We start from the raw sequence: 26,568 nt of genomic DNA on the forward strand, positions 1-26,568 counted from the left end.
GCGCCGCCGGGGCGGGGGTCAACAGCTCACGTCAGTCGATGACAGCGAGGACGTCACGCGAGGAGAGGATCAGGTACTCCTTGCCCTCGTACTTGATCTCGGTGCCGCCGTACTTCGAGTAGATGACCTTGTCCCCCTCCTTGATATCCATGGGGATGCGGTCGCCGTCCTCGTCGAAGCGGCCCTTGCCGACCGCGACGACGGTGCCCTCCTGGGGCTTTTCCTTGGCGGTGTCCGGGATGACGAGGCCCGACGCCGTGGTGGTCTCGGCCTCGAGGGCCTCGACGAGAATCTTGTCCTCAAGCGGCTTGATCGCCACGATGATCCTCCCGTATGGGGTGCGGTCGCCCGGGAACCGGGCGACTCGGAGTGTGGTTCGACAGATCGGGACGCCGGTGGGCGACCCGTGGTTCATGTATGACCCGGGCTGCCGCGTGCACCGTCGCGGGTGGCGCCCTCGGAGCTCCGTGTCTATTGGCACTCTACACAGGCGAGTGCCAGCACTCAAGGAAACGAGGTGCGGGGTCCACCTCCACCTCGGTTCCCGGCGCGTCGGCGAACCCGTCGCACCCGACCCGGCCGGAGGTAGGCTCACCCGCACGCACGGACATCTACCGGAGAACCCCCTCTGCCCGACCCGATATCCATCGAGGACAGCGAGGTCCAGCAATGACCGCAGTCGCACCCCCCGACATCGTCACCGCCGCCGTCGAGGGCGGGGAGAAGAAGGCCCACGCCCCGGGGTGGCAACTGGCCCTCCGAGGGTTCCTCGCCGTCTACCTGCTCGGCGCGGCCACCCTGCTGGCCGTCGTGGTCACCGAGGCGACCGGCGTAGCGATCCTGGGTGCCGTCCTCTTCCCCCTCGGTCTCACCCTGGTCGTCCTGCTCGGCTGGGAACTCGTCACCGGCGCCTACGGGCTGGTCCCGTTGGCCGCGATGGAGGGGCGGATCCGGGTCCGGGACTGCCTGCGTGTGTTCGGCTGGATGATCCTCGGGCACGCCGTCGGCGGGCTGGCGGCGGCGTGGATGCTCACCTCGGTGCTCACCGGGATGGGGACCGAACCCGATGCCACCGGGGTCCAGGGCCTGGTGGATCTCGCGGTCGAGAAGACGGTCGACTACAAGGAGGCCGGTCTCATCACCGGTCTCGGCTGGGTCACGTTGAGCGCCGTGTTGTGCAACTGGTTGGTCGCGCTCGGGGTCATCATGTCGTTCTCCTCCACGAGCACCTCGGGCAAGATCCTGGCCATCTGGCTGCCGATCCTCACGTTCTACGCCCTCGGTTACGAGCACGCGGTCGTCAACCACTTCACCATCCCCGCGGGCATGATGTCGGGCGCCGACGTGAGCATCGCCGACTGGTTGCTGTGGAACCAGATTCCCGTGCACATAGGCAACTTCGTCGGCGGATTCACCCTCGCCGGCCTGGGCCTGTATTTCGCGCAGCGCACGCGGGTCGACCGCTCCGCCGCGTCCGGGCACACCGACCCCGCCGCCGGGGCCGGCGGCGCCTGACCTCGTCCGGTGCACCCTTCCCGGAGGCCGGGGGATCAGCCCGGCCCGCCGCACCCCCGACCCGGGCACCCGTACGACGCGCCGGGGACGCCGCGGCCCACCGGCACCAACGGACTGTCCGTCATCGCACTCGTGATCGCGGTCGCCAACGTGGTGTTCGGCTCGTTCCTCGGGATGTTCGTCCCGTTGGTCCCCGCCGCCGCCGCGGTGGTCGTGGTCGCGCTCGGACACGTGTCGCTGACGCAGATCACCCGGAATGGTCAGCAGGGCAGGGAGATGGCCGTGTCGGCCCTCGCGATCGGCTACCTCTGCCTCGCCGGGTTCGCCGCGTTCCTGGTGCTGACCTTCACGTTCACCGCCGTGGGGATGGCGCTGCTCGGCTTCTAGGCGACCTGGGTGATCTCGACCGGCAGCCCGGGGTCGGCCGCCACGGTCAGGGGGCTGGGGTCCGCGCCCGCGGCGAGGAGCGCGGAGGCGACCCCCACCACCATCGCGCCGTTGTCGGTGCACAACCGTGGCCGCGGGACGCGCAGCGTCAGCCCGGCCTCGGCACACCGCTGGGCGGCGAGTTCCCGAAGCCGCGAGTTGGCGGCGACCCCTCCGCCCACGAGCAGGGTGTCCACTCCCAGATCGGTGCAGGCCCGGACCGCCTTCATGGTGAGGACGTCGGCCACCGCCTCCTGGAACGAGGCGGCGACGTCCGCGACGTCCAACTCCTCACCGTCGCGTTCGGCGGCCTCGATGCGCCGGGCGACCGAGGTCTTGAGCCCGGAGAAGGAGAAGTCGTGCCGGGCGTCGCGCGGCCCGGTCATCCCGCGGGGGAAGGCGATCGCCCCGGGGTCACCGGTGCCCGCGAGTCGGTCGATCACCGGACCGCCCGGATACCCCAGGCCGAGCAGGCGGGCCACCTTGTCGTAGGCCTCGCCGGCGGCGTCGTCGACGGTCGACCCGAGTTCGACGACCGGTTCGGTGAGAGAACGTACGTGGAGCAGCTGGGTGTGCCCACCGGAGACCAGCAGGGCCACGCACTCGGGCAGGGGGTCACCGTCGAACCCCGCGACGGCCACGTGGCCGACGAGGTGGTTGACGGCGTAGAAGGGCGTCCCCCACGCGGCCGCATAGGCCTTGGCCGCGGATGACCCCACGAGCAGCGCCCCGGACAATCCGGGCCCGATCGTGGCGGCGACGGCGTCGGGGCGCTCCACCCCGGCCTCGGCGAGGGCCGCGCGGACGGTGGGCACGATCGCTTCGAGGTGGGCGCGGGAGGCGATCTCGGGGACCACTCCGCCGAACCGGGCGTGCTCGGACATCGAGGAGGCCACCACGTCGGACAGCAGTTCGGCCCGCCCGTCGTCGTGTACGCGCGCGACGGCCACCCCCGTCTCGTCGCACGAGCTCTCGATCCCCATGACGGTCCTCACCGGCTGCTCCCCTTCCCTGCGTCGCGTTCTCCACCGGCGCGCGCCGGCCGCACCATGAGGTGCGCGTCGGCCATGCTCGGCCGGTAGTACCGGGGCCGGAGCCCCACCACCTCGAACCCGTGGGCCTCGTACAGGGTGCGGGCCGGGACGTTGTCGGTCCGCACGTCGAGCACCACGGGTGCCGCGTCGGCGTCCGCGACGGCGAGCATGCGTTCCAGGAGCGCCCGCCCGATCCCGCGGCCCTGGTGTGCCGGGTCGACGCCGATGGTGTGCACTTCGTATTCGCGGTCGCCCTCGTGTCCGAGCACGGCCAGCACGGCGTAGCCGACGAGGACGTCGTCAACGCGCGCGGCGAGGCACAGGGTGTGCCGGGAGCCGATCTCGGACAGGAACGCTCGTGCCGACCACGGCCCGTCGGCGGGGAACAGCACCCTCTCGAGGTCGGCGCACCGCATGGCGTCGTCGGCGACCAGGTGATCGTGGACGACGGCCACCGACGGGGTCTCATTCATCACTGGACCCCGCGCAGCGCGGTCGAGGGTGCGGCGCGCCGGGGCGGGACGGCGTCGGGTCGACGCAGGTAGAGCGGTTCCAGCGGGGCCGGGGTGGCGCCCGTCAGGAGGTCGGGCGCGGCGACCGCCACGAGGCCGGCGGGGTCAGGGGCGGACACGGTGGCCAGGACCGCGCCGGCGACACCGGGGTCGGCTGCGGTGATCTCCCCCAGACGGGCGGGGTCGCCGACCAGGTGGCCGATGCCGGCCACGTCGATCGCGGCGGCGGGGCCCACCGTGGGGCCCGACGTCCGCACGCCGTCGGCGGAGTAGCGGGCGTGGTACGCCTCACGGCGTCGGGCATCGGTGACGACGACGAGGTCTCCGGTCGCCCCGGCGGCGCGCGCGGTGGCCGCGAGCCCGTCGAGCGAACACACCCCGTGGACCGGCCTGGAGACGGCGTCGGCGAAGGCGGCGGCGGTGGCCATCCCCACCCGTAGCCCGGTGAACGGCCCCGGCCCGGTGCCCACGACCACGGCGTCGAGGTCGCCCGGCGTCAGGCCCGCGTCGGCGAGGCACTGCAGGATGTGCGGGGTGAGTAGCTCCGCGTGGGCGCGGGGGTCCTCGGTGACCCGGGTGGCCAGGGTCTCGACATGCGGGGGCTCGATGTGCGGGTGGCGGTCGCCGGGCACGAGTCGGCACACCCCTGCGGTGACGAAGGGGGTCGAGGTGTCTATGGCGAGGACGAGCACGGGGTCAGGGTACCGCCGGGCCGGCCGTGCGACCGGGCGAGGCGCCCCTGTGCCAGGTGGCCGTCCGGACGTCCGTGTCGTCGGGCCTACGCAGGGTGACGACGAGCGGGGCCTCGACGAGGGAGTCCACGAACCCGGCGCCCCACTCGACGACCACGACGTCGCTGTCGAGAGCGGAGTCGAGGTCGAGGGACTCCAACTCGTCGGCCAGATCTCCGCTGGTCGGCTGGGGGCCGTCGGGGTCCTGGCCGCCGAGGAGGCGGTAGGCGTCGACGTGGACCAGCCCGGGATCGCCGGGGGTCGCGGGCGGGTGCCGGCGGGCGATGACGAAGGTCGGCGAGGTGACGCGGCCGCGTACCCCGAGCCCGGCGGCGATACCTGTCGTGAGCGCGGTCTTCCCGGCGCCGAGGGGCCCGTCGAGGACCACCACGTCGCCGGCCCGGAGCAGGGCGGAGAGTTCGGCGCCCAGGGCACGGGTGTCCTCCACCGTGGGCAGCTCGCGCTCACCGGGGACGCGGATCGTCACGAGGCTCTGTCGTGGTCGGCGCTGTCCTGGTCGGGGGACGGCCCCCGGCCGTCGCGGCGCTCCCGGTCCCGCCACTCGATGATCGCGTCGGCCACCAGGTCCCCCAGCACTTCCGACACGTGGGCGGGTTCCTCCAACATCACCATGTGGCCGGCCCCCGGGACCACCACGAACTCGGCGTCCGGCAGTTCCTCGACGATGTCGACCGACCGGTCCAGCGGCGTGAGCAGGTCGCGATCCCCGCACAGGACTGTCGTGCGGACGTCCCGCAGGACGGGCACGGCGGCCGACTCGTCGTGCTGGGTGAGGGTCTCGAAGAAGTTGGCGATGGTGAGAACGTCGGTCGAGGCGATGAGTTTGTCCACGAACCGGGCGACGGTCGGACTCATCGTGGCCGGGTCGCCGAACGACCCTCCGTAGATGAACGGCGAGATGATCGCCCCGAGCGCGCGCCGGCCGTTGGTGAACACCCCGGGACTGCGGCCCGCGAGGCCGGCCAGTCGCGCGACGGACCGGTTGTCGAGCACCGCGCCGAGTCCGGCCTCGGAGAGCTCGGCCATCGCGGTGGAGACCAACCCGACCCCCAGGACGCGCTCACGCACGGTCTCCGGGTGGCGCGCGGAGTACCCCATGACGGTCATCCCGCCCATGGAGTGCCCGATCACCACCACCGGACCGGTGGGGGCCGTCGCGGAGATGACGGTGTCGAGGTCCCGGGACAGCTGGTCGATGGTGGAGTTCCTCCGCGAACTCATCCCGCTCAGTCCGTGTCCGCGCTGGTCGTAGAACACCATCCGGATCTCGGAACCGAACCGGTCCGCGAGGTGCCGCCGCTGGAAGTGCCAGGTGTCCATCGACAGGGTGTAACCGTGGACGAACACGACGGTCATCGGCGCGGCGGTGGGGCCGGCCTCGCGTACTGCCAGCGGCACACCGTCGCTCGCGGCGACCATGGAGCCCCGGTCCACGCCGAGTTCCCACATGTCCTCGCCGGCCCAGGGGTCGTTGGCGCGTCGACCGGGCAGGAGCGTGACCACCGAACCGAGCGTCGCCGCTCCGAGGGCGCCCAGGCCTGCACGCAGCCCGCCGGGGGTGCGGATCTGGTCGGTGACGGCCTCGAGGTCCCCGGCCGCGGCGCCGACGACCTCGGGCGGTCGGATCTCGACCGGCGGCTCGGCTGCGGACCGCGCCGGCCGTCTCGGCAGACGGAGGCGGGGCCTCCCGCGGCGAGCGGTCACCTCGCCGTCGTCCCCGCTCATCCCGCGGACTCCCGCTCGGTGCCGTGCGATCCCCTCAGGATGTGATACTTCTCGGCCCGGCCACGGACCGCGGTGACCACCTCGTAGTGGATGGTGCCGACCGTCCGCGCCCACTCGGCGGCCGTGGGGCCGCCGTCGGCGCCGTTTCCGAACAGGACCGCGGTGTCCCCCACCCTGACCGGCGGGCCGGGCTCTGGGCCGAGGTCGACGACGAACTGGTCCATGCAGACCCGGCCGACGTTGGGATAGCGGTGCCCGCCGATCATCACGTCCATCCGGCCCGAGAGCAGCCGCCACACCCCGTCGGCGTAGCCGGCCGCGACCAGGGCCACGGTCGTGTCCTGGGGGGCATGCCACGTGTGCCCGTAGCTCACACCCTGGCCTGCGGCGAGGCGCTTGACCATGAGGACCTCGGCCGAGAACGTCATGGCGGGGACCAGGTCCACCTCGAGGCCCTCGACCGGGCTGAGCCCGTAGAGGGCGATCCCCGGCCGGACCATCTCGAAGCCGTCCTCGGGACGGGTCAGGGTCGCGGCCGAGTTGGCGTGGTGGTTGACCGGGCACTCCAGGCCACGGGCGCGGGCCTGGGCCACGCACCCGTGCAGACGCGCCACCTGCAGGTCGATCACCGGGTTGCCCGGATCGTCGGCGTGGGCGAAGTGCGCCATCAACCCCGTCACCTCGACGAGCCCGCCGGCGGTCGCGGCGACCAGCCGATCGAGCACCGCCGGCCACTCCTCCAACGCGATCCCCGACCGGGCCAGGCCGGTGTCGATCTTGGGGGTGATCCTCGCCCGGCGCCCGGTACGCCGGGCGGCCTCGAGGACGGTGTCGAGGTGGCCGGGGCTCGGGACCGCGAGGTCGATGTCCGCCTCCAGGGCCGCCCGGACGTCATCGGACGCCGAGTACAGCCAGGCGAGGATCTCGGCGTCGATCCCCGCCGACCGCAGCTGCAGGGCCTCGGCGAGGGTGGTCACGCCGAGGGCGTGCGCGCCCCCGCGCAGTGCCGCCAGGGAGACGGGTACGGCCCCGTGCCCGTAGGCGTCCGCCTTGACCACGGCCATGATCCGCGCCCCGCGCGCAGCCCGGACCAGGACGCGACTGTTGTGCTCGATCGCGTCCAGGTCGATCTCGGCGCGGCACGGTGCCGGGGGGACAACTGGACCCATTTCGTCAATTGTGCCAAAGAGCGCCACCGGTACGCGATTCACGCCCCCCGTAGCGCGGAGATCGCCCCCGGTACGGCGGCCAGCAGGTCGGAGGCCCCGATGGGCGCGCCCGCCGCGCCGTGCCGGTGCGCCGCCCGCCGCGCGGCCTCACCGTGGACCGTCGCGGCCAGGACCGCCGGCCACGCCACAGACCTGCCGGCCCCCGTGCCACTCGCGAGCAGGGCGCCGGCCATCCCGGCCAGGACATCCCCTGACCCGGCCGTCGCGGCCCACGAGGAACCGACGTCCAGGGCGTACGTCGTCTCGCCGTCGTCGACCAGGGTGACACGCCCCTTGAGCAGCACGGTCGCCTCGATCCCCCGGTCCCTGAGGCCCGCAGTGAACCGGCGCAGGGCGCCGGGTCGGTCCGCGCGGTCCCACCCACCGGTGAGCCGGTCGAACTCCCCGGCGTGCGGGGTGAGCAGAACCGACGCGGTCGCGCCGCGAAGAAGGACAGGGTGCGCTGCGACGCAGGTCAGCGCGTCGGCATCGAGCACGGTCGGCCGCCCCTTCGCGAGCACCGCGTCGATGTCGGACACCATGGCGGTCCCCGTCCCACCCCCGGGTCCCACCACCCACGCCTGGGCGGTGCCGGCCTCGGCGACCGTCGGGTGACACACCACCTCCGGCCGGGCAGCGACGACCGCCTCCGCCCCCGACCCGACGTACCGCACCATCCCCGAGGTCGCCGCGACGGCGGCCGACGCGCACAGCACCGCCGCCCCCGGGTACCGGTCGGATCCGGCGCGCACGGCCACGACGCCCTGGGTGTACTTGTCGTCGGCGGGGCCCGGCACCGGCCAGGAGCGACCCACCTCGCCCGGCACTGGGCACGCGACCGTTCCGGGCCCCGCCGCCGGTTCGCCCAGACCGATGTCCACCACCTCGACGCGCCCACACACCGGGGAGGCGAACAGATGCGCGCGACGCAACACACCGAAGGTCACGGTGAGCGTGGCCCGCACGTGGGGCTCGTGCACGGTCCCGGTATCCGCGTCGACGCCACTGGGCAGGTCCACCGCGACCACCGGGGTGCCGGCGGTGTGGAGCCGCGCCAACACCTCGGCGGCGGGTTCGCGCAGGGGCCCGGTGCCGGCGAGCCCGACCACGCCGTCGACCGCCACGTCGGGCCCTGGCCGCCCGGTCGCGCACACCTCGCCGGCGGACACGATGCGCCCTCCCGCCCGCCGGAGCGCGGCCACCCCCCGCGGGTGGGCACGATCGGGGTTCGTCAGGACCGCCTCGACCCGGCAGCCCCGTGCGCGCAGCGCCGCCCCCGCGTAGAGAGCGTCACCGCCGTTGTCCCCGCTGCCCACGACGAGCAGGACCGACCGGCCGTAGATGCCGCCCGTGATCTCCCGCAGGAGCGCCGCGGTGTGGTGCGCGACCCCCGCGGCGGCCCGCCGCATCACCGCGTCGGGATCCCCGGAGGCCTCCGCGGCGGCGATGAGGGGACGCTCGGCCTCACGGACCGCGTCCACCGGGTGTGCGCGCCTCATGATCGTCGGATCCCGATCGGTCTCAGACCCGGGAGGTCACTCCACCGTGACGGACTTGGCCAGGTTGCGTGGCTTGTCCACGTCGTAGCCCCGCGCGGCTGCGACCTCTGCCGCGAACGCCTGGTACGGGATGGTGGCCAGCAGCGGCTGCAGCAGAGTGGTCGACGCGGGGATCGGGATGAAGTAGTCCGACAGCGGCCGGGCCACCTCGTCGCCCTCCTCGGCGATCACGATCGTCCGCGCCCCACGGGCCCTGATCTCCTGGATGTTGCTCACCAGCTTCGAGTGCAGCACGCCGCGCCCCTCGATCGGCGGCATCACGATGAAGACCGGCAGGCCCTCCTCGATGAGCGCGATGGGCCCGTGCTTGAGCTCCCCTGCCGGGAAGCCCTCGGCGTGCATGTACGCGAGCTCCTTGAGCTTGAGCGCGCCCTCGAGTGCCGTCGGGTAACCGACGTGGCGCCCCAGGAAGAGGACGGACTTGGCGCCGGCGAGTTCGCGCGCGATCTCGCGGACCGGGTCGAGGGAGTCCACGACCTTCTGGATGTCCTCGGGCATCCGCTCGAGCTGGCGGAACTCGGCCGCCACCTCGTCGGGGTACTTGGTGCCCCGGGCCTGCGCGAGCGCGAGCCCGACCAGGTAGTTGGCGGTGATCTGCGCCAGGTACGCCTTGGTCGAGGCCACACCGATCTCGGGACCGGCATGGGTGTACAGCACGGCGTCGGCCTCGCGGGGGATCTGCGAGCCGTTGGTGTTGCACACGGCCAGTACACGGGCCTTCTGCGCCTTCGCGTGGCGGACCGCCTCGAGGGTGTCGGCGGTCTCGCCCGACTGGGAGATGGCCACCACCAGGGTGGAGCGGTCGAGCACCGGATCGCGGTAGCGGAACTCCGAGGCGATCTCCACCTCGCATGGCAGGCGGGTCCAGTGCTCGATGGCGTACTTGGCGACCATTCCGGAGTGGTAGGCACTGCCGCAGGCCACGATGAACACCTTGTCGATGTCCCGCAGGTCCTGGTCGCTCATGCGCTGCTCGTCCAGCACGATCCGACCGTCCTGGAAATGTCCCAGCAGCGTGTCGGCGACCGCCTGCGGCTGCTCGGCGATCTCCTTGAGCATGAAGTAGTCGTAGCCGCCCTTCTCGGCGGCGGCCAGGTCCCAGTCGATGTGGAAGGGCCGGCCCTCGCTGGGCTCGCCCGCGAAGTCGGTGATCTCGTACCCGTCGGCCCGCAGCACCACGACGTTGTCCTGGCCGAGCTCGACCGCCTCGCGGGTGTGCTCGATGAACGCGGCGACGTCGGATCCGAGGAACATCTCGCCCTCACCGACACCCAGAACCAGTGGAGTCGAGCGGCGCGCGGCCACGATGACATCCGGGTGGGCCGCGTGGCTGAAGACCAGGGTGAACGCGCCCTCGAGACGGCGGAGCACGGTGCGGCACGCGGCGACGAAGTCGCCGCCGTTGCGGCCCGACTCCATCTCGCACCGCACCAGGTGCGCGGCGACCTCGGAATCGGTGTCCGACTCGAGCTCGACTCCCGCAGCCTCGAGCTCGGCGCGCAGCGGGGCGAAGTTCTCGATGATCCCGTTGTGCACGATCGCGACATCGCCCGAGACGTGCGGGTGGGCGTTGCGGTCGCTGGGGCGGCCGTGGGTCGCCCAGCGGGTGTGGCCGATGCCGGTACTGCCGGGGAACCCGCCCTCACCCGCGGTCGCGAGGGCCTGCTCGAGGTTGGCGAGCTTGCCCTCCTTCTTCTCGACCCGGGAGTTGCCCGCGCCGTCGAGGACCGCGACACCCGCTGAGTCGTAGCCGCGGTACTCCATTCGCCGCAGGGCTTCGACGACGACAGGGAGGGCGGGGCGATGCCCGACATATCCGACGATTCCGCACATGGGCGCTAAGTGTAGCCACGCGGTCCGGGGACCCTGGCCCCTTCGTCGCCCCCGAGGCGATACTGTGGCCCTCGTGGCCAAGAAGACGAAGGAACTGCTCGACCGGGTGATCCGGCGCGGCCCCTACGGCGTCGACCGGGGTGACCTCGGTTTCACCGGCACCCCGGGGTCCGTGTTCGTGCCCCGCGGCGCCCCGTCACCGGCCCCGCTCGTGGGCTGGGCCCACGACTGGACCAGGGGACCCGATCACTACGTCGACACCCTCAAGCACCTCGCGTCGTGGGGATTCGTGGTGGTCGCACCCGCCGCGGACCGCGGCCTGAGGCCCCACCACCAGCACTTCGCGGATCACTTGTCGGCCGCGGTGGAGGACGTCCTCCAGGCCCATCTGGGTCGTGGGGCCGTCCGAGCGGACCCGCACCGGATCGCCCTGGCGGGTCACGGTCTCGGGGCCGGGGTCGCCGCCCTGCTGGCCTCCCAGCGCACCGACATCGACGCCGTGGCCATGGTCTTCCCGACCGATACCGTGCCCTCGGCCGCGGACCGCGCGATGACCATCGACGCCTCCGCGCTGCTGCTGTCGGCCGCGGGTGGGGTCCACTCCGAGGACGCGCGCGACCTCCAGCGACTCTGGCGCGGGGACCTGGTGCACCGCCGGTTGGAGAAGGCGATCGAGACCGGGCTGGTCGAGCGCAACGCGCTGATCGAGCGGATCGGTCTGGCGGACCCGGACCAGCGCACCCACCGGGCGGTCCGACCGCTCCTGGCGGGCTACCTGCTGGCCGCGCTGACCGACGACGACTCCTACGCCGCGTTCGCCGATCCGGAGGCGGAGTTCAAGGGCACCGTCACGGTCACCCACGAGATGCTCGACGAGGAAGCGGACGACGTGCTCGCCAGCACCCCGCCGTTGCTCAAGTTGGTCAAGTCCTTCACCGGTGGCTGACGAGCGACCGGCGTAGCGGAGGCCCGGGGCCCGGCGCACACCCGCCGGCCCGGCGCGGGTATGCGCCGGGCCCTCCGCCGTCAGACCGCCGCGACCACGTCCGCCAGTCGCTCTGCGACCTCGCCGGCGAGCGTGGCGTCCTCGGCCTCGACCATCACGCGGACGAGCTGCTCGGTGCCGGAGGGGCGCAGCAGCACCCGGCCCGTGGCGCCCAGCCGGCGCTCCTCCCCCGCCACCGCGTCGCAGACCGCCTCGGACGCCACGACGGCGGCCTTGTCCTCGACCGCCACGTTGACGAGGACCTGGGGCAGCACGGTCATGACCCCGGCGAGCTCCGCGAGCGACTTCCCCGTCTCCGCCATGCGGGCCATGATGCGCAACCCGGTGAGAACACCGTCCCCGGTCGTGGCGTGGGCGGGCAGCACGAGGTGCCCGGACTGCTCGCCGCCGAGGCTGTACCCGCCCTCGCGCAGCCGCTCGAGCACGTAGCGGTCCCCGACCTTGGTCTCGGTGATCGTGATCCCGGCCTCCCGCATGGCGACCTTCAGACCGAGATTGCTCATGATGGTGGCCACCAGTGTGTTCCCTGCGAGCTCGCCCGAGTCGCGCATCGCGAGGGCCAGGATCGCCATGATCTGGTCGCCGTCGACCACCTCGCCGGAGGCATCGACGGCCAGGCAGCGGTCCGCGTCGCCGTCGTGGGCCAGACCCAGGTCCGCGCCGTGCTTGCGCACCGCGGCGCGGACGTCGTCGAGGTGCGTGGACCCGCAGTTGTCATTGATGTTGTAGCCGTCCGGGCTGGCGTGGATCTCGATCACGGTGGCGCCGGCCTCCCGGTAGGCACGGGGCGCCGCCGCACTGGCGGCGCCGTTGGCACAGTCGACGACGACGACGAGCCCGTCCAGCCGTCCCGGCGTGGCGCCGAGCAGGTGCGCGACATAGCCGTCCAGGGCGTCCTCCGGCGTCGCGCGGGAGATACGGCCGATCGCCGACCCGGTCGGCCCGGTGATCACGCCGTCGGTGAGAGCGGACTCGATCCGGTCCTCCACGTCGTCGGCGAGTTTGTGCCCGCCGGCCGCGAAGAACTTGATGCCGTTGTCCGGCATGGCGTTGTGCGACGCCGAGATCACGGCGCCCAACTCGGCCCCGTGCTGCGCGGTGAGATGGGCGACGGCAGGGGTCGGCAGCTCGCCCACCAGCAGGACGTCGACCCCCTGGCTCGCCAGCCCGGCGGCAAGGGCGGCCTCGAGCATCTCCCCGGAGACACGGGGATCACGTCCGACGACGGCGAGGGGTCGGGGCCCGGAGCGCTGGGGCGACGGCTCGACCCCGGTCGCGAGGACCGCCGCAGCGGCAGCCCCGAGGCGCACGGCCAGGTCGACGGTGAGGGTCCGGTTGGCGAGTCCGCGGACTCCGTCGGTGCCGAACAGTCGCGTCATGTCGTGTGATCCTCCGGGGATGGTGGGTCGCCGCGCCGCGGACGGTGGGCGTGAATGGCCGGGTCAGGATAACCCCGGCCGTCGGTGAAGTGGGAAAATGGACCGGAGCAGGCCCCCGCAAAGGCAGGGACCTGCTCCGTTGTCGCGATCCGGGTGGATCAGCGCTTCGAGTACTGCGGGGCCTTACGGGCCTTCTTGAGGCCGGCCTTCTTGCGCTCGACGGCACGGGCGTCCCGGGTGAGGAAGCCCGCCTTCTTGAGCGCCGGACGGTCGTCCGGGGCGTACTCGATGAGGGCACGGGCGATGGCCAGACGCAGGGCGCCGGCCTGACCCGAGGGCCCACCACCGTGCAGCAGGCTCACGATGTCGAACTGCTCCTCGCGCTCCACGAGGACCAGCGGCGACTTGACGAGCTGCTGGTGCACCTTGTTCGGGAAGTACTCCTCCAGGGTGCGACCGTTGAGGGTGAACTGGCCGGAGCCGGGCACGAGGCGGACGCGGGCGACAGCCTCCTTGCGGCGGCCGACGGCCTGGGCCGGGCCGGAGGCGATGGTCGCCCCCAGCTGGGCGTCGGCGTCGGCGACGTACTCGGTGCCACCGGCGTAGTCGGCCTCGCTGTAGTCCTCCGCGACCTCGGCGGCGAGATCCGCCACCACGTCGTCAGCGACCTCGGACTCGGGGGTGATGTTCTCGTCGGTCACTGGGCCACCTGCTTGATCTCGAAGGGCACGGGCTGCTGGGCGGCGTGCGGGTGATCGGGACCCGCGTACACCTTGAGCTTGGAGGCGACGGCACGGCCGAGCTTGTTGCTCGGGAGCATGCCCTTGACGGCCTTCTCGACGACGCGGTCGGGCCGCGTGTCCATGGCCTTGCCGAGGGACTGCGTCTTGAGCCCGCCCGGGAAGCCGGAGTGGCGGTGGTGCATGACGCGCTCACGCTTGTTTGACGAGATCGCGACCTTGTCGGCGTTGATGATGATGACGAAGTCGCCGGTGTCGGCGTTCGGGGCGAACTGCGGCTTGTGCTTGCCACGGAGGATGTTGGCGACCTGCACGGCGAGTCGACCGAGAACCACATCAGTGGCGTCGATGACGTACCAGGCGCGCGTCACGTCCCCGGGCTTGGGGGTGTACGTGGACACAGGCGATACCTCTGTCTGTCTAGTGGGCTGCCGGCCGGTCGGACGCCCTCCCCCTCGAACGGCGGCCGGTGGTGACCCGCGCGAGGTGGTCCACCGCCCCGCGAGGGGACGACATGGACGCCGAGGGTCAACGTTACCGGCCGGGGACCGCGCACTCCAAGTCGGCGGTCACGTTCCCCCGGGCCATCGGTTAGACTCTCCCCGGTTCCCGCCCTCGTAGCTCAGTGGATAGAGCACGGCTCTCCTAAAGCCGGTGTCGGAGGTTCGATTCCTCTCGGGGGCACCACCCGCACTGTCGGCCGCCGCCGGCCGCGCCCGCACCCTACCGGCGGAGCGTCGCAGAGAAGGCGCTGGTCAACGCCAGGATCGGCAGGCCGATGAACAGGTGCACGACCGCCGCCGCTAGTCCGTCGAGGAACGGCACCGTGACGAGCAGCGGCAGGGCCACCGCGGCGACGATGAGCAACCCGACCGTCCAGGAGTAGAACTGCTGGGGATTGGCGGTGCCGATCAGCAGCAGGTACCAGAGCAGCCCCGCCAGGATCGCCGCGACCGCCCCGTACACCGCGTACATGGTGGGGGTGTTGCCACCGTTCGCCCACTGGTGGCCGAAACGCGAGAAGACCGCTTCCACGATCCATGCGATGAGCCATCCCGCGATCGCCGCGACGAGGGCGGTCGCGGCCACGCTCCCGGCGAATTTGCCCACGTCGAGGGCGGGGCCACGGCGCGGCGCGGGACGGCCGGCGTCGTACCCGCCCTCCGGCGCGTAGGCGTCGTCATAGGCGGGCTCGTATGCCTGGTCGTCGCCCATCCGCGAGTAGGCACGCGAGTCGGGTTGCTGCCCCATGCGTCGGGTCTGGTCGTCCTGTCCGGGATACATCTCTACCGCCTCCGAATCGGTGTGGTGCTCACCGAGGGTAGTCCCTCCCGGTCCACGACGAGGCCCGCCCGACCGTCCGAGGACGACCGGGCGGGCCGGGCGGGGGTCCGCTGTGGCGACCCCGTCGAGGTGAGGAACGTCAGTGGGCGATGGTCTTCTCCACACCGACGCCGGTGAGGGACCGGACCTCCATCTCCACCCGCTTCTCCGGGAACTCGTCCTTCTTGCCGATGAGCGTGCCGATGATGCCCAGCAGGAATGCAAGCGGGATCGACACGATGCCCGGGTTCGAGAGCGGGAACAGGGAGAAGTCGACGCTCGAGATCATCGACTTCTCGCCGCCGGAGACCGCCGGGGAGAGCGCGATCAACACCAGGGTGCTGATCAGGCCGCCGTACATCGAGAAGAGCGCACCGGTGGTGTTGAACCGCTTCCAGAACAGCGAGTACAGGATCGTCGGCAGGTTCGCCGACGCGGCGATCGCGAAGGCCAGGGCCACGAGGAAGGCGATGTTCTGCCCCATCGCGCCGATACCCATGACGATCGACACCAGACCGATCACGACGACCGTGATCCGCGAGACGCGGAGCTGCGCCTTCTCGGTGGCCTGCCCACGCTTGAGCACGCCGTTGTAGATGTCGTGCGCGAACGAGGCGGACGCCGTGATCGCCAGCCCGGCCACCACCGCGAGGATCGTCGCGAAGGCGACCGCGGAGATGATGCCGAGGAAGATCTCACCGCCGAGGGCGAACGCGAGCAGCGGTGCCGCCGAGTTCACGCCACCGGGCGCGGCCTGGATCACCTCCGGGCCGACCATCGCCGCGGCACCGAACCCGAGCACGAGGGTGAACAGGTAGAACCCGCCGATGAGCGCGATCGCCCAGGTGACGGACCGTCGGGCCTCCTTCGCGGTGGGGACCGTATAGAAGCGCATCAGCACGTGCGGTAGTCCGGCGGTGCCGAAGACCAGGGCGATCGACAGGGACACGAAGTCCAGCTTGCTGGTCTCGGTGGCGCCGTACTGCAGACCGGGCTGCAGTAGGTCCTTGCCCGAGTTGGCGACGGCCTCCCCGAGGAGCGCGGAGAAGTTGCCGCGCGCGGCCACGAGAACCATGAGGCACATGATGAGCACGCCGCCGACGAGCAGGACCGCCTTGACCATCTGGACGTAGGTGGTGCCCTTCATCCCGCCGACCAGCACGTACACGATCATCAACAGCCCCACGGCCGCGACGACGATCGCCTGCCCCGTGGAGTCGTTGATGTTGAGCAGCAGCGCGACCAGGCCGCCCGCGCCGGCCATCTGGGCGATCAGGTAGAAGAGGCATACCGCGAGGGTGGCCAGGGCCGCCGCCATACGGACGGGCCGCTGGTTGAGGCGGAAACTGAGCACGTCGGCCATGGTGAACCTGCCGGTGTTGCGCATCAGCTCGGCGACGAGCATCAGGGCGACGAGCCAGGCGACGAGGAATCCGATGGAGTAGAGAAATCCGTCGTACCCGTTGATGGCGATGGCGCCGGCGATACCAAGGAACGACGCCGCCGACAGATAGTCACCGGCGATCGCGAAACCATTCTGGGGACCGGTGAAGGTGGACCCGCCGGTGTAGAAGTCCTTCGTCGACTTGGTGGACTTGGACGCCCTGAGGACGAGCGTCATCGTGATGACGATGAAGACGCCGAACACGACCATGTTGAGCAGCGTGCTGCCGACCTGCTCGCCCGGTACGAGTTCGTTGATGTTGAGTAGCCAATCCATCAGACAGCCTCACCTTCCAGCTCGAGGCGGATGGATTCCGCACGGGGATCGATCACGCGGTTGGCGAACCGGATGTAGAGGAACGTGATGAGGAAGGTCGTCACGAACTGCCCCAGGCCGATGATCAGGCCCCAGGTGATGTTCCCGAACACCTTCGTGGCCATGAAGTCCGTGGCGTAGACGGCGAGGATGACGTAGAGGAAGTACCAGATGAGGAAGGCGACGGTCATGGGGAACACGAACGCCCGGAACTTGCTGCGCAGCTCCTGGAAGGCGGGGCTCGACTGCATCGCCGTGAATTCCGCCGCTTCCGGGGTTCGCCGCGATGCGCCCCCCGTCGGCGGATCTGTGGGTTGGGACACGGAGGTCCTCCGTTTCGGGTTCTCATCAGCGCACCGCTGTAGTGATGCGCCTCACAGGTAGTGACGGTGAAAGTGTGACACGTAACACAAGGCTTAGGACGGCGACTGCCCGAACACTTGTGACCGCCTGCAACTTGGGGGTCGACTCACCCCCATCAGCGGGTGTCACTACCTCAGTCCGGGGCTGAAGACGGGTCAGGCCCCGGGGATCCCACCGCGGCGGCCCACCGCGTCGGCGAACACCCGCACGATCTCGTCGGGCGTCCGGGCGACATGGGTGCTCCCGCCTGTCACCCGGGAGATCTCCGCGAGGGTGCCCGACCCGGTGTCGTCGAGGAGGCTGATCGACACCACGATCACCGGACGCGACGGCGTGACCATCTCCCGCAACCGGGCGAGGAACTCCCCCTCGCCCAGGTCCGACGTCGCGTCGTCGGCCCCGTCGGAGATCACGATGATCGAATTGATCATGTTGGGGTCGTACCCGGAGCGCACCACGGCGTACGCGTCGAGGACCGACCGGTAGAGGTCGGTCCCTCCGCCCACCAGACCGGGCAGGGTCGCCAGCGCGTCGACCAGGGTCTCCCGGTGCGAGCCGACGGCACCGGCAGCGTCGAGGCGCTCGAGTGCGGCGACCTCCGCGTACGGAGCGCTGTTCCGTCCGGCCGCACCGCCGAACGCCCACAGCCCGAGCGCCGCGTCGTCGGGGAACTGCGCGAGTCCGGCGGTCGCGGTGGCGACGAGTGCCTCTATCCGGGTCCGGTCCGTGCCGGGTACCCCGAACCCCATCGATCCCGAGGTGTCCACCAGGACGAGGGACCGGGCGGGCATCGCCAGCAGCCGCCAGCGCTGGAGCGTCCCGTGGAGGCGGTTGGGGTCGCGGACGATGAGCACCTCCGCTTCGCCGACCCCCGCCCCGTCCGCGAGGGGCGCCCGGTCCGCCGTCCGGAAGCCGTCGGACGAGAGCCCGTCGAGGAAATCGGATGAGGCGGTCGCATCACGGAGGGCCTCGGCGGCGCCGGCGACCTCGGCTCGCCGGGTCGGGTCCTGGGTGGTGACCGCGAGGGGGTATCCCAGGAAGACGGCGCCGGTGTCCGGGGCGGCGATCTCGAGCCCGGAGCCCGGGGCGTCGCGCCGGGAGAGCACCGCCTCACGCTCGGTCACGATCGTCGCACCGCCCCCGGAGATCACCCTGTCGAGCATCTCGCGCGAGGCCGGAGGGGCCTCCATGCGGCTCACCTGCCCCTGGGCCAGCATGGCCATGGAGGCACCGAGCGACTCCGGGGTCGACCGCATGTTCTCGACCTCGGAGGTGGCGGCGAGGATCGGTGCATCCGCGATCCCGGACCGGACGGGATCGCCCATCATCAGTCCCGGCGTCGCCAGCGCGGTGGTCCACGTGGACATGTCGATCCGGGTGTCGCGGAACGCGATGACCACCGGGGTCGACGCGAGGGAGTTCAGAACCGTGTCGAAGGGGATCTGGACATCCTGTGACAGCTGCGCGAGCCGCACGGCCGAGTCGGGGACCCAGATGTCGGGGAGGGCCTCGCGGGAGGCGATACGCGCGGAGAGGTCCGCGGACGACACCGGGGCGACCTCGAAGGAGTAGCACCCGTCGGCGCCCCGGGCCAGGGCGTCGACGTGGGCGGAGATGTCGGGCTCGGCGGCGACACTGATCCGGACGTCCTCCCCGCAGAACCCGCCGACACCGGCCCTGGAGAGCCCAGTGAGCACGAGCCCCGCGAGAAGGACCACCGCGAGGAGTGCACCCCCGACGAGGACCACTCTCCGGGCCGTCGGATTCCCACTCTGCGGCGACGCGCTGTGCCTGGCCATCGCTGGCGTTCCCCCTGGATCTTAGGTACCCGGGGCAGTGCCAGACGCCCACGTCAGGCGGATCCGGGTCGGGCGCTGGAATCGTACCCGGGCCGGGGGCCGCGCGGTGTCGACACCTGACGGGCCGCCGCGGGGCGATCTCCTGTCGGTGGGCCGTTCAGCGCCCCCGGAAGACGGGGGGACGCTTCTCGGCGCGGGCGGCCCGGGCCTCGGCCATGTCCTCACTGCTCCACGCCCTCAGCTGGAGCTCGGTGTGCTCGTCTCGCGGGAGCAGTCGGGCGTCGTCGTCGTTGATGACGGTCTTGATGTGTCTCAGGCTCAGCGGCGCGGAGCGCGCGAGCTCGGCGGCGAGCTCCATGGCCGCCTCCATGTCGCCGATCTCGTTGGCGAGCCCGATCCGGGCCGCCTCCTCCGCGCCGACGGGCCGGGCGGTCATGAGCACCGAGCGGGCGTGTCCGCCGCCGACGACGTTGGCCAGCCGCTTGATCGTCCAGTTGTCGAGCGCCAGGCCCACCTTGACGACCGGCACCGCGAAGACCGCGCCCGGTGCCACGACCCGGAGATCCGCGGCCAGGGCGAGCTGCACCCCGGCGCCGACGGCAGGTCCGTTGACGGCGGCGATCACCGGCACGGGGACCGACTCGACGGCACGGAGCATGCCGGCGTGCGCGTCATAGAAGTTCGAGTTGTACACCCCGCCGGACAGGTCGGCCCCGGCGCAGAACGCGGACCCCGCGCCCGTGACGACGATCGCTCGGACCGGATCCTCGGACTCGGCCTCCGCGCCGGCCGCCTCCACGGCCTCCCGGAGCGCGGTGCACACCTCGGCGTCGAGTGCATTTCGGGTCTCGTGGCGGTCGATGGTGACGACGACTACTGCGCCGTCCCTGCGGGTGACGATCATGGCGGCGGGGGCCTCCTCTGCGGGACGGGGGGTGCGGCGGCGCACCCCTGGGCCGAGGATACCGGCTGGTAGTCACCCCCACCGTACGATGCGGTCATGGCGCGAACCGGAGCTCTACAGATCCTCGACCTGGTCCTCGACGACGGCTCGTTCCGATCATGGGACGGCTCGCCGGTCCGCTCGCCCCAGGTGGACTCGGTGCCCGGGTACGAGGACGCCCTCCTGCGGGCGGCCGAGAAGTCGGGGGTGGACGAGTCCGTCATCACCGGCGAGGGGACCCTGCTCGGACGTCGGGTGGTGCTCATCGCATGCGAGTTCGACTTCCTGGCCGGGTCCATCGGGATCGCCGCCGCCGAGCGGATCGTCTCGGCGGTCGAACGGGCCACCGCCGAGGGCCTGCCGATCCTCGCGTCGCCCACCTCCGGGGGGACCCGTATGCAGGAGGGGACGGTCGCCTTCCTGCAGATGGTGAAGATCTCGGCGGCGGTGGCAGGACACAAATCCGCGGGCCTGCCCTACCTCGTCTACCTGCGTCACCCGACCACCGGCGGGGTGTTCGCGTCCTGGGGCTCGCTCGGGCACGTGTCCGTCGCGGAGCCCGGGGCGCTGATCGGCTTTCTCGGCCCCCGCGTGTACGAGGCCCTCTACGATTCCCCCTTCCCCGACGGCGTCCAGGTCTCCGAGAACCTCGCACGGCGCGGGATGATCGACGGCGTACTCCCTCCGGAGGGGTTGCGGGACCTCACGGCGCGGGCGTTGCGGGTCCTGTGCCAGGACCCGCCCTCGGACGACGAACCGGTCCCCCCGCACGGGCCGGTGCCCGAGCCGGAGTCCGACGACGGCACTCCCCCGGACGCCTGGGATGCCATCACGCGGTCCCGTCGCCACGACCGTCCCGGCGCCCGGGCGTTCCTCGACCGTGTGTCGCCGGGCCGGGTTCCGCTCTCCGGCACCGGCCAGGGAGAGGACAGCGGATCCCTCCTGCTCTCGCTGGCCAGGTTCCGCGGCCAGTCCGCGGTCGTCCTGGCGCAGGACCGCGATGCGGAGAACGAGACGAGTCCCCTGGGGCCGTCCGCACTGCGCTCGGCCCGCCGCGGGATGCGGATCGCGGCCGAGATGGGTGTCCCCCTGGTACTGCTCATCGACACCCGGGGTGCCGCCCTGTCCCGGGAGGCCGAGGAGGGTGGCCTGGCCGGCGAGATCGCGCGGAGCCTGGCCGACCTGGTCACCCTGTCCACGCCGACCGTGTCGGTGATACTCGGCCAGGGCACCGGAGGGGCCGCGCTCGCACTGCTGCCGGCCGACCGGGTCCTGTGCGCGAGACACGGGTGGCTCGCGCCGCTCCCGCCCGAGGGTGCCAGCGCCATCCTCCACCACGAGACCACCCGCGCGCCCGAGGTCGCCCGCTCGCAGGGGATCACCTCCACCGACCTGCTGCAGGCCGGGATCGTGGACGTGGTGGTCCCCGAGAAGCCCGACGCCGCCGACGAACCGGACGCCTTCTGCGACCGCATGGCCGACGCCGTCGCGGCCGCCCTCCTCGAGGTCCGCAGACGCCCCCCTGAGCGGAGGTATGCCGAGCGCATGATGAGGTATCGCGTCCTCGGCCTACCCGTAGAGTGAGTCCTGTCACAGCCCACCGACCCGATCGGCGGGCACGCTCCCGTCTGTGAGGGGAACTCCCGATGTCGGACTCCACCACCTCGGCCTACGCCGCCGCCCACCGGCTCTCGATCAGCGATCCCGATGCGTTCTGGCTCAAGATCGCCGAGGACATCGACTGGACCACGCCCCCGACCACGGCGGTCGACGGCTCCCGCCCGCCGTTCTACCGCTGGTTCCCGGACGGGGAGCTCAACACCTCCTACAACTGCCTGGACCGGCACGTCGACGCGGGCCGCGGGGATCAGGCCGCGTTCATCTACGACTCCGCGGTGACCGGCGTCAAGGAGACCATCACCTACGCGCAGCTGCTGACGCGGGTCGAGGAGTTCGCCGGGGCACTGGCGGCCGAGGGGGTCGGGCGGGGCGACCGGGTCGTCATCTACATGCCGATGGTCCCGCGCGCGGCCGTGGCGATGCTCGCGTGCGCCCGGTTGGGAGCGGTGCACTCGGTCGTCTTCGGCGGCTTCGCCGCGCCGGAGCTGGCCATCCGGATCGACGACGCGCGTCCCAAGGTCATCGTCACCTCGCACGGCGGGATCGAACCGACCCGCAAGGTGCCGTACTTCCCCATGGTGGCCAAGGCCCTCGAACTCACCCGGCACACCCCCGGCGCGGTGATCGTGGCCCCGCGCCACGACCAGTTCCCCGACGAGGTCTTCCCGGAGACACCGGGCACCACCTGGAGCTACTGGGATGACGCCGTCGCCGCGTCCGAGCGGGCGGCCCCGGTGCCCGTCAGGGCCACCGATCCCCTGTACATCCTGTACACCTCCGGTACCACGGGACTGCCCAAGGGCGTCGTGCGGGACAACGGCGGCCATGCTGTCGCGCTCGCGTGGTCGATGTGGAACATCTACGGGGTCCGTCCGGGTGAGGTGTGGTGGACCGCCTCGGACGTCGGCTGGGTGGTGGGCCACTCCTACATCGTCTACGCCCCCCTGCTGATCGGCGCGACGTCCATCATCTACGAGGGCAAGCCGGTCGGCACGCCGGATGCCGGAGCGTTCTGGCGGGTCATCTCCGAGCACCGTGCCACCGCGCTGTTCACCGCCCCCACCGCCGTCCGCGCGGTGCGCAAGGAGGATCCGGAGGGCGCCGAGGTCGACAAGTACGACCTGTCCTCCATGCGCACCCTGTTCTGCGCGGGTGAGCGCCTGGACCCCGACACCTACCAGTGGGCCACCGACAAGCTCGCGAAGCCGGTTGTGGACAACTGGTGGCAGACCGAGACCGGGTGGCCGATCGCCTCCAACCTGCGGGGTCTGGAACCGATGCCGATCAAGGCGGGCTCCCCCACCGTCGCCGTGCCCGGGTACGACCTGCACGTCCTCGACGGCGAGGGCAACCCACTGCCCGCGGGCGAGGAGGGCAATCTCGCCATCAGGCTACCCATGGCACCGGGGACGCTGGCGGGGCTGTGGGAGGACGACGAGCGGTTCGTCTCCTCGTACATGTCGGTCTTCGACGGGTACTACTCGACCGGGGACGGCGGGTACATCGACTCCGACGGTTACGTCTATGTGATGGGCCGGACCGACGACGTGATCAACGTGGCCGGCCACCGCCTGTCGACCGGGTCGATGGAGGCCGTCATCGCGACCCACCCCGCCGTGGCGGAGGCCGCCGTGATCGGGGTCAGGGACGAGCTGAAGGGCCAGCGACCGGTCGGATACGTGGTCCTCAAGTCCGGTCAGGTCCGGGACCCCGAGGAATTGCGCGCAGAGCTGGTGGCGATGGTGCGTGACGAGATCGGGGCGGTGGCCACGTTCCGGGACTGCACGGTCGTCCAGGGTCTGCCCAAGACCCGGTCGGGCAAGATCCTGCGCAAGACCATGCGGCAGATCGCCGACGGACAGCAGGACGTCGTGGTGCCCTCGACGATCGAGGACCCGGCCGTACTGGACGCGCTGGCGCCCTTCCTGCGGCCTCAGGGATAGGGTCCGAGCCCGCCGCCGCAGGAGGCAGGCGGGCTCGGACTCCCGTTCCGGCAGCCGTTCAGTCGAGGAGGGATTCCTCGTTGCCCTGGCAGGACCCGGCGAGATGGGACTCCCACGTGTCGACGGCGGGGTCACACTCGACCGCCAGGGAGATCCCGCCGCGAGAGGGCCCGTACACCCCGATCGCGGAGCGGGGCCCCTTCCTGTCGATGACGAAGACGACCTCCTGGTCGCCCGGGAAGATCAGGTTCACCTGCTCGGCGAGGTCCTCGACGGTGTCGAGCTGCCCCGGCGCGAGGTCGTCGAAGGTGACATACGTGGCCCCGGACACGGTCTCGACGCGGGGCGCGGCCGTGGCGGTGGCGGGGACCGCGAGACCGAGACCGGCGGCGGCGAAAGCAGTGGCGGAGACGGCCGCGAGGGCGCGACGGATGGGCTGGGTCATAAGGACTCTTTCCCGTTCGGACGGCGCTGATCACCGTCGATAAGAAAAGACTTTACTCAAGCCCGCCGTAGTGCGCCCAGATCGGGGCGAATTCTCCCCTCGACGCCGTTCGCCCCGCCCTCCGTGGGGAGGACGGGGCGATCGGGTCTCCCGGCTGGGAGGAGGGCTCAGGCGTTGAGCAGGTCGATGACGAACACCAGGGTCTTGCCGCCGAGCGGGTGCAGGGCCGCGGAGGTGCCGTAGGCCTTGTCCGGCGGGATCACCAGCTGGCGGCGACCGCCGACCTTCATCCCCGGGATCCCCTCCTGCCAGCCCTGGATGAGTCCGTTGAGCGGGAAGGTGATGGACTCGCCCCGGTCCCAGGAGGAGTCGAACTGCTCACCGGTCTCGTAGTCGACCCCCACGTAGTGGACGGTGACGTTGCCGCCGGCGACCGCCTCGGCACCGTCCCCCACCGTGATGTCCTCCGCGACGAGGTCGGTGGGCGCGGGGCCCGTCGGCATGTCGATCTCGGGCTTGTCCATGGTGTCTCCTCCTGGAGTCAGGTTCCCGGGTTCAGCGCTGGCTGATCGGGGTGAAGCTCCGCTCGGCCGGGCCGGTGTAGACCTGACGCGGGCGGTTGATCTTGGTAGAGGGATCCTCGCGCATCTCGCGCCAGTGCGCGATCCACCCCGGCATCCGGCCGAGCGCGAACAGGACGGTGAACATGTCCGTCGGGAAGCCCATCGCGCGGTAGATGAGGCCGGTGTAGAAGTCGACGTTCGGGTAGAGCTTGCGCTCGACGAAGTAGTCGTCGGCCAGCGCCGTCTCCTCCAGCTTGAGGGCGATCTCCAGAAGCGGGTCGTTGCTCTGCGACAGCAGGGAGTGCGCGTGCTTCTTGGCGATCTGGGCACGCGGGTCGTAGCTCTTGTAGACGCGGTGACCGAAGCCCATGAGCTTGACGCCGTCGACCTTGTTCTTGACCCGGTCCATGTAGTCGGTGGCGTCGCCACCCTCGGACTCGATCCGCTCGAGCATCTCCAGCACGGCCTGGTTGGCGCCACCGTGCAGCGGGCCGTACAGGGCGTTGATGCCGCCGGTGATCGAGGAGTAGAGCGGGGCCTCGGAGGAGCCGACCATGCGGACGGTCGACGTGGAGCAGTTCTGCTCGTGGTCCGCGTGCAGGACCAGGAGCATGTCGAGGGCGTCGGCGACCTCGTCGGTGACCTCGTAGTCCGGGCCGAACGTCATGCGCAGGAAGTTGCGCACGTACCCGAGGGACGGATCCGGGTCGATGGCCTCCTGGCCGTTGCGGATGCGCTCGATGGCGGCGGCGAGGGTCGGACCCCGACCCAGCAGGCGCGCGGTCGCCAGGTCGACGGCCTTGGGGTCGTCGATGTCCAGGTCGTCACCGTGGGTGCCGAAGAGACTCACGCCGGCGGACAGGACGGGCATCGGGTGGGTGTCCCGGGGGAAGGCCTGCAGCAGCGGCATCATCTGGCCGGGCAGCGACGTCTCGCCGAGGACCTTCTCGGTGAAGTCGGCGAGCTGGGCCTCCGTGGGGTCCTCGCCGTAGATGAGGAGATAGGAGACCTCGAGGAAGGACGCGTTGTCGGCGAGCTGGTCGATCGGGTACCCACGGTGGCGGAGGATCCCCTCGTTGCCGTCGATGTAGGTGATCGAGGAGGTGCACGCGGAGGTGTTGACGAATCCCACGTCCAGGGTGGTCATCCCCGTCTTGGCCAGCAGCGAACCCAACTGCACCGCGTCGCTTCCGCAGGTCGCTTCCACCACATCGAGTCCGAGCTCACCGCCGGGGTAGGACAGTGTTGCCTTGCGGTCCGAACCGTTCGAGCCTGCGGTCACGCGATTCCCTCTCCGACGACTGGTCCCGGCGGCCTGAATCCCGCCACGAATGTGCTGTGCCACACCCTACCGTGGCGGTCGACAACGGTTCGAAGGGAGTTCTGCGACTCTCCCCCCGCGGGCCCGTGCGGGCGGTCAGGGCTGCAGTCTGCGGGCCGTCCAGCTCTCCCCCGAGAGCAGGGACTCGATGCGGTCGTGGAAACGGTCCGGGCCACCCTGCCAGAACTCCACCCGCTCGGGGACGAGCCGGAACCCACCCCAGCGCTCGGGCATCGGGATCTCGTCGACGTCGGCCAGCCGCCGCTCGGCGGTCGCGTACAGCGACTCCAACTCGTCCACCGACTCGGCCGGCCTGGACTGTTCCGAGGCCCACGCCGAGACCTGCGACCCGCGGGGCCGCGTACGCCAGTAGTCGAGGCTGTCCGCCCGGTCGACCTGACGGCACGGGCCCTCGATGTGGACCTGACGCTCGGCGACCAACCACGGGAACGTCACCGACGCGTACCCGGTCTCCGCCAACTGCGCGCCCTTGCGGGACGTCGTCGTCGTGAAGAACGTGATGCCCCGTTCGTCGGCGCCCTTACACAGCACCGTCCTGGTCGAGGGCCGTCCGTCGGCACCGACGGTGCCGAGCACCATCGCGTTGGGCTCGCGGACGCCGCGGCGGCCCGCCTCCTCCAACCACGCGGTGAACAGTGGCAGCCACCCGTCGTCGAGGTCGGCCACGTCCAGCCGGGGGTGCAGGCCGTACCCGACCCGCATGGCGTCGAAGTCGGTCGGTTCCAGGGCTGGTTCCTCCATGACCCAGACGGTACTCCCGGCCCCGGACGGGCCGGACT

At 71.3% G+C, this 26,568-nt stretch carries 26 protein-coding genes and 1 tRNA gene; 6 read left to right on the forward strand and 21 right to left on the reverse strand.

What is annotated here, in order from left to right; translation table 11 throughout:
* Positions 1-31 precede the first annotated feature (31 nt).
* A complete protein-coding gene (gene groES / locus AC3DE3_RS09540) occupies positions 32-325 on the reverse strand; it encodes a co-chaperone GroES (protein WP_188065060.1) in 294 nt (97 codons plus the stop codon).
* 344 nt (positions 326-669) lie between these two features.
* Between groES and AC3DE3_RS09545 the strand changes: the two genes are divergently transcribed.
* Positions 670-1,515, forward strand: a complete 846-nt coding sequence (locus tag AC3DE3_RS09545; protein WP_260487029.1) for a formate/nitrite transporter family protein — start codon at positions 670-672, stop codon at positions 1,513-1,515.
* Between the two features lie 9 nt (positions 1,516-1,524).
* The gene (locus AC3DE3_RS09550) at positions 1,525-1,902 is read left to right on the forward strand and encodes a DUF4190 domain-containing protein (protein ID WP_488369792.1); all 378 of its coding nucleotides are present in this window, start codon (positions 1,525-1,527) and stop codon (positions 1,900-1,902) included.
* Here the strand turns inward: AC3DE3_RS09550 and tsaD are convergent.
* Genes tsaD through glmS form a run of 8 tightly spaced genes read right to left on the reverse strand, consistent with a single transcriptional unit; the run spans position 1,899 to position 10,564 of the window.
* Positions 1,899-2,924, reverse strand: a complete 1,026-nt coding sequence (tsaD, locus tag AC3DE3_RS09555) for a tRNA (adenosine(37)-N6)-threonylcarbamoyltransferase complex transferase subunit TsaD (protein ID WP_488369830.1) — start codon at positions 2,922-2,924, stop codon at positions 1,899-1,901. The genes AC3DE3_RS09550 and tsaD overlap by 4 nt on opposite strands.
* A gap of 8 nt (positions 2,925-2,932) precedes the next feature.
* Positions 2,933-3,448, reverse strand: coding sequence for a ribosomal protein S18-alanine N-acetyltransferase (gene rimI / locus AC3DE3_RS09560; RefSeq protein WP_488369793.1), 516 nt, complete (start codon positions 3,446-3,448; stop codon positions 2,933-2,935).
* A complete protein-coding gene (tsaB, locus tag AC3DE3_RS09565; RefSeq protein ID WP_488369794.1) occupies positions 3,448-4,179 on the reverse strand; it encodes a tRNA (adenosine(37)-N6)-threonylcarbamoyltransferase complex dimerization subunit type 1 TsaB in 732 nt (243 codons plus the stop codon). Before tsaB ends, rimI begins: the two co-directional genes overlap by 1 nt.
* A 4-nt stretch (positions 4,180-4,183) precedes the next feature.
* Positions 4,184-4,705: a tRNA (adenosine(37)-N6)-threonylcarbamoyltransferase complex ATPase subunit type 1 TsaE gene (gene tsaE / locus AC3DE3_RS09570; RefSeq protein WP_260487033.1), complete on the reverse strand. Its 522-nt coding sequence runs from the start codon at positions 4,703-4,705 to the stop codon at positions 4,184-4,186.
* Complete coding sequence (locus AC3DE3_RS09575; RefSeq protein WP_488369795.1) at positions 4,702-5,964, reverse strand: alpha/beta fold hydrolase; 1,263 nt, start codon at positions 5,962-5,964, stop codon at positions 4,702-4,704. The genes tsaE and AC3DE3_RS09575 overlap by 4 nt, the downstream gene beginning before the upstream one ends.
* Complete coding sequence (gene alr / locus AC3DE3_RS09580; RefSeq protein ID WP_488369796.1) at positions 5,961-7,133, reverse strand: alanine racemase; 1,173 nt, start codon at positions 7,131-7,133, stop codon at positions 5,961-5,963. Before alr ends, AC3DE3_RS09575 begins: the two co-directional genes overlap by 4 nt.
* 38 nt (positions 7,134-7,171) lie before the next feature.
* Positions 7,172-8,671 (reverse strand): bifunctional ADP-dependent NAD(P)H-hydrate dehydratase/NAD(P)H-hydrate epimerase, encoded by a 1,500-nt coding sequence (locus AC3DE3_RS09585; protein ID WP_488369797.1) that lies wholly within the window; start codon positions 8,669-8,671, stop codon positions 7,172-7,174.
* Positions 8,672-8,707: 36 nt separating this feature from the next.
* Positions 8,708-10,564, reverse strand: coding sequence for a glutamine--fructose-6-phosphate transaminase (isomerizing) (gene glmS, locus AC3DE3_RS09590; protein WP_488369798.1), 1,857 nt, complete (start codon positions 10,562-10,564; stop codon positions 8,708-8,710).
* 73 nt (positions 10,565-10,637) lie between these two features.
* Between glmS and AC3DE3_RS09595 the strand changes: the two genes are divergently transcribed.
* Positions 10,638-11,510, forward strand: coding sequence for a dienelactone hydrolase family protein (locus AC3DE3_RS09595; RefSeq protein WP_260487038.1), 873 nt, complete (start codon positions 10,638-10,640; stop codon positions 11,508-11,510).
* Positions 11,511-11,590: 80 nt separating this feature from the next.
* On the opposite strand, the gene glmM is transcribed toward AC3DE3_RS09595, so the two are convergent.
* From glmM to rplM, 3 genes are all read right to left on the reverse strand, one after another.
* Positions 11,591-12,949 (reverse strand): phosphoglucosamine mutase, encoded by a 1,359-nt coding sequence (glmM, locus tag AC3DE3_RS09600; RefSeq protein WP_260487039.1) that lies wholly within the window; start codon positions 12,947-12,949, stop codon positions 11,591-11,593.
* Between the two features lie 158 nt (positions 12,950-13,107).
* Entirely contained in the window at positions 13,108-13,650 is a 543-nt protein-coding gene (gene rpsI, locus AC3DE3_RS09605) for a 30S ribosomal protein S9 (RefSeq protein WP_260487040.1), read from the reverse strand.
* Complete coding sequence (gene rplM / locus AC3DE3_RS09610; protein ID WP_120286230.1) at positions 13,647-14,090, reverse strand: 50S ribosomal protein L13; 444 nt, start codon at positions 14,088-14,090, stop codon at positions 13,647-13,649. The genes rpsI and rplM overlap by 4 nt, the downstream gene beginning before the upstream one ends.
* Positions 14,091-14,300: 210 nt before the next feature.
* Between rplM and AC3DE3_RS09615 the strand changes: the two genes are divergently transcribed.
* Positions 14,301-14,376, forward strand: a tRNA-Arg gene (locus tag AC3DE3_RS09615).
* Positions 14,377-14,412: 36 nt separating this feature from the next.
* Here AC3DE3_RS09615 and AC3DE3_RS09620 read toward each other — a convergent pair.
* The 5 genes from AC3DE3_RS09620 to AC3DE3_RS09640 all read right to left on the reverse strand — a co-directional run bounded on the left by AC3DE3_RS09620 (position 14,413) and on the right by AC3DE3_RS09640 (position 19,837).
* Positions 14,413-14,973, reverse strand: a complete 561-nt coding sequence (locus tag AC3DE3_RS09620) for a hypothetical protein (RefSeq protein ID WP_488369799.1) — start codon at positions 14,971-14,973, stop codon at positions 14,413-14,415.
* Positions 14,974-15,112: 139 nt separating this feature from the next.
* Complete coding sequence (locus tag AC3DE3_RS09625) at positions 15,113-16,732, reverse strand: solute symporter family protein (RefSeq protein WP_488369800.1); 1,620 nt, start codon at positions 16,730-16,732, stop codon at positions 15,113-15,115.
* A complete protein-coding gene (locus tag AC3DE3_RS09630) occupies positions 16,732-17,022 on the reverse strand; it encodes a DUF485 domain-containing protein (RefSeq protein ID WP_067712641.1) in 291 nt (96 codons plus the stop codon). Before AC3DE3_RS09630 ends, AC3DE3_RS09625 begins: the two co-directional genes overlap by 1 nt.
* A gap of 267 nt (positions 17,023-17,289) precedes the next feature.
* Positions 17,290-18,852: a hypothetical protein gene (locus AC3DE3_RS09635; protein WP_488369801.1), complete on the reverse strand. Its 1,563-nt coding sequence runs from the start codon at positions 18,850-18,852 to the stop codon at positions 17,290-17,292.
* Positions 18,853-19,090: 238 nt separating this feature from the next.
* Positions 19,091-19,837: an enoyl-CoA hydratase gene (locus tag AC3DE3_RS09640; RefSeq protein WP_260489287.1), complete on the reverse strand. Its 747-nt coding sequence runs from the start codon at positions 19,835-19,837 to the stop codon at positions 19,091-19,093.
* A 96-nt stretch (positions 19,838-19,933) separates the two neighbouring features.
* Between AC3DE3_RS09640 and AC3DE3_RS09645 the strand changes: the two genes are divergently transcribed.
* Entirely contained in the window at positions 19,934-21,460 is a 1,527-nt protein-coding gene (locus tag AC3DE3_RS09645; protein WP_488369802.1) for a carboxyl transferase domain-containing protein, read from the forward strand.
* A gap of 62 nt (positions 21,461-21,522) precedes the next feature.
* On the forward strand, positions 21,523-23,439 hold the full coding sequence (locus tag AC3DE3_RS09650; protein ID WP_488369803.1) for an acetate--CoA ligase: 1,917 nt from the start codon (positions 21,523-21,525) through the stop codon (positions 23,437-23,439).
* 58 nt (positions 23,440-23,497) lie between these two features.
* Here AC3DE3_RS09650 and AC3DE3_RS09655 read toward each other — a convergent pair whose 3' ends face one another.
* From AC3DE3_RS09655 to pdxH, 4 genes are all read right to left on the reverse strand, one after another.
* A complete protein-coding gene (locus AC3DE3_RS09655; RefSeq protein WP_260487046.1) occupies positions 23,498-23,884 on the reverse strand; it encodes a hypothetical protein in 387 nt (128 codons plus the stop codon).
* Positions 23,885-24,051: 167 nt separating this feature from the next.
* Positions 24,052-24,408: an FKBP-type peptidyl-prolyl cis-trans isomerase gene (locus tag AC3DE3_RS09660; protein ID WP_067712656.1), complete on the reverse strand. Its 357-nt coding sequence runs from the start codon at positions 24,406-24,408 to the stop codon at positions 24,052-24,054.
* 31 nt (positions 24,409-24,439) lie between these two features.
* Positions 24,440-25,729, reverse strand: coding sequence for a citrate synthase (locus tag AC3DE3_RS09665; RefSeq protein ID WP_260487047.1), 1,290 nt, complete (start codon positions 25,727-25,729; stop codon positions 24,440-24,442).
* Between the two features lie 135 nt (positions 25,730-25,864).
* Positions 25,865-26,530, reverse strand: coding sequence for a pyridoxamine 5'-phosphate oxidase (pdxH, locus tag AC3DE3_RS09670; protein WP_260487048.1), 666 nt, complete (start codon positions 26,528-26,530; stop codon positions 25,865-25,867).
* Positions 26,531-26,568 lie beyond the last annotated feature (38 nt).

This window comes from Dietzia sp. IBK-p2-16D, assembly GCF_057773085.1.

What these genes read in the sequence shown, in the direction of transcription:
- AC3DE3_RS09640 (WP_260489287.1), bottom strand. Translation starts at nt 19,837, where the DNA reads ATGATCGTCACCCGCAGGGACGGCGCAGTAGTCGTCGTCACCATCGAC.
- AC3DE3_RS09660 (WP_067712656.1), bottom strand. Translation starts at nt 24,408, where the DNA reads ATGGACAAGCCCGAGATCGACATGCCGACGGGCCCCGCGCCCACCGAC.
- AC3DE3_RS09585 (WP_488369797.1), bottom strand. Translation starts at nt 8,671, where the DNA reads ATGAGGCGCGCACACCCGGTGGACGCGGTCCGTGAGGCCGAGCGTCCC.
- tsaD (WP_488369830.1), bottom strand. Translation starts at nt 2,924, where the DNA reads ATGGGGATCGAGAGCTCGTGCGACGAGACGGGGGTGGCCGTCGCGCGC.
- AC3DE3_RS09655 (WP_260487046.1), bottom strand. Translation starts at nt 23,884, where the DNA reads ATGACCCAGCCCATCCGTCGCGCCCTCGCGGCCGTCTCCGCCACTGCT.
- alr (WP_488369796.1), bottom strand. Translation starts at nt 7,133, where the DNA reads ATGGGTCCAGTTGTCCCCCCGGCACCGTGCCGCGCCGAGATCGACCTG.
- glmS (WP_488369798.1), bottom strand. Translation starts at nt 10,564, where the DNA reads ATGTGCGGAATCGTCGGATATGTCGGGCATCGCCCCGCCCTCCCTGTC.
- AC3DE3_RS09545 (WP_260487029.1), top strand. Translation starts at nt 670, where the DNA reads ATGACCGCAGTCGCACCCCCCGACATCGTCACCGCCGCCGTCGAGGGC.
- AC3DE3_RS09650 (WP_488369803.1), top strand. Translation starts at nt 21,523, where the DNA reads ATGTCGGACTCCACCACCTCGGCCTACGCCGCCGCCCACCGGCTCTCG.
- rimI (WP_488369793.1), bottom strand. Translation starts at nt 3,448, where the DNA reads ATGAATGAGACCCCGTCGGTGGCCGTCGTCCACGATCACCTGGTCGCC.
- AC3DE3_RS09645 (WP_488369802.1), top strand. Translation starts at nt 19,934, where the DNA reads ATGGCGCGAACCGGAGCTCTACAGATCCTCGACCTGGTCCTCGACGAC.
- pdxH (WP_260487048.1), bottom strand. Translation starts at nt 26,530, where the DNA reads ATGGAGGAACCAGCCCTGGAACCGACCGACTTCGACGCCATGCGGGTC.
- glmM (WP_260487039.1), bottom strand. Translation starts at nt 12,949, where the DNA reads ATGACGCGACTGTTCGGCACCGACGGAGTCCGCGGACTCGCCAACCGG.
- AC3DE3_RS09620 (WP_488369799.1), bottom strand. Translation starts at nt 14,973, where the DNA reads ATGTATCCCGGACAGGACGACCAGACCCGACGCATGGGGCAGCAACCC.
- AC3DE3_RS09630 (WP_067712641.1), bottom strand. Translation starts at nt 17,022, where the DNA reads ATGCAGTCGAGCCCCGCCTTCCAGGAGCTGCGCAGCAAGTTCCGGGCG.
- AC3DE3_RS09575 (WP_488369795.1), bottom strand. Translation starts at nt 5,964, where the DNA reads ATGAGCGGGGACGACGGCGAGGTGACCGCTCGCCGCGGGAGGCCCCGC.
- AC3DE3_RS09625 (WP_488369800.1), bottom strand. Translation starts at nt 16,732, where the DNA reads ATGGATTGGCTACTCAACATCAACGAACTCGTACCGGGCGAGCAGGTC.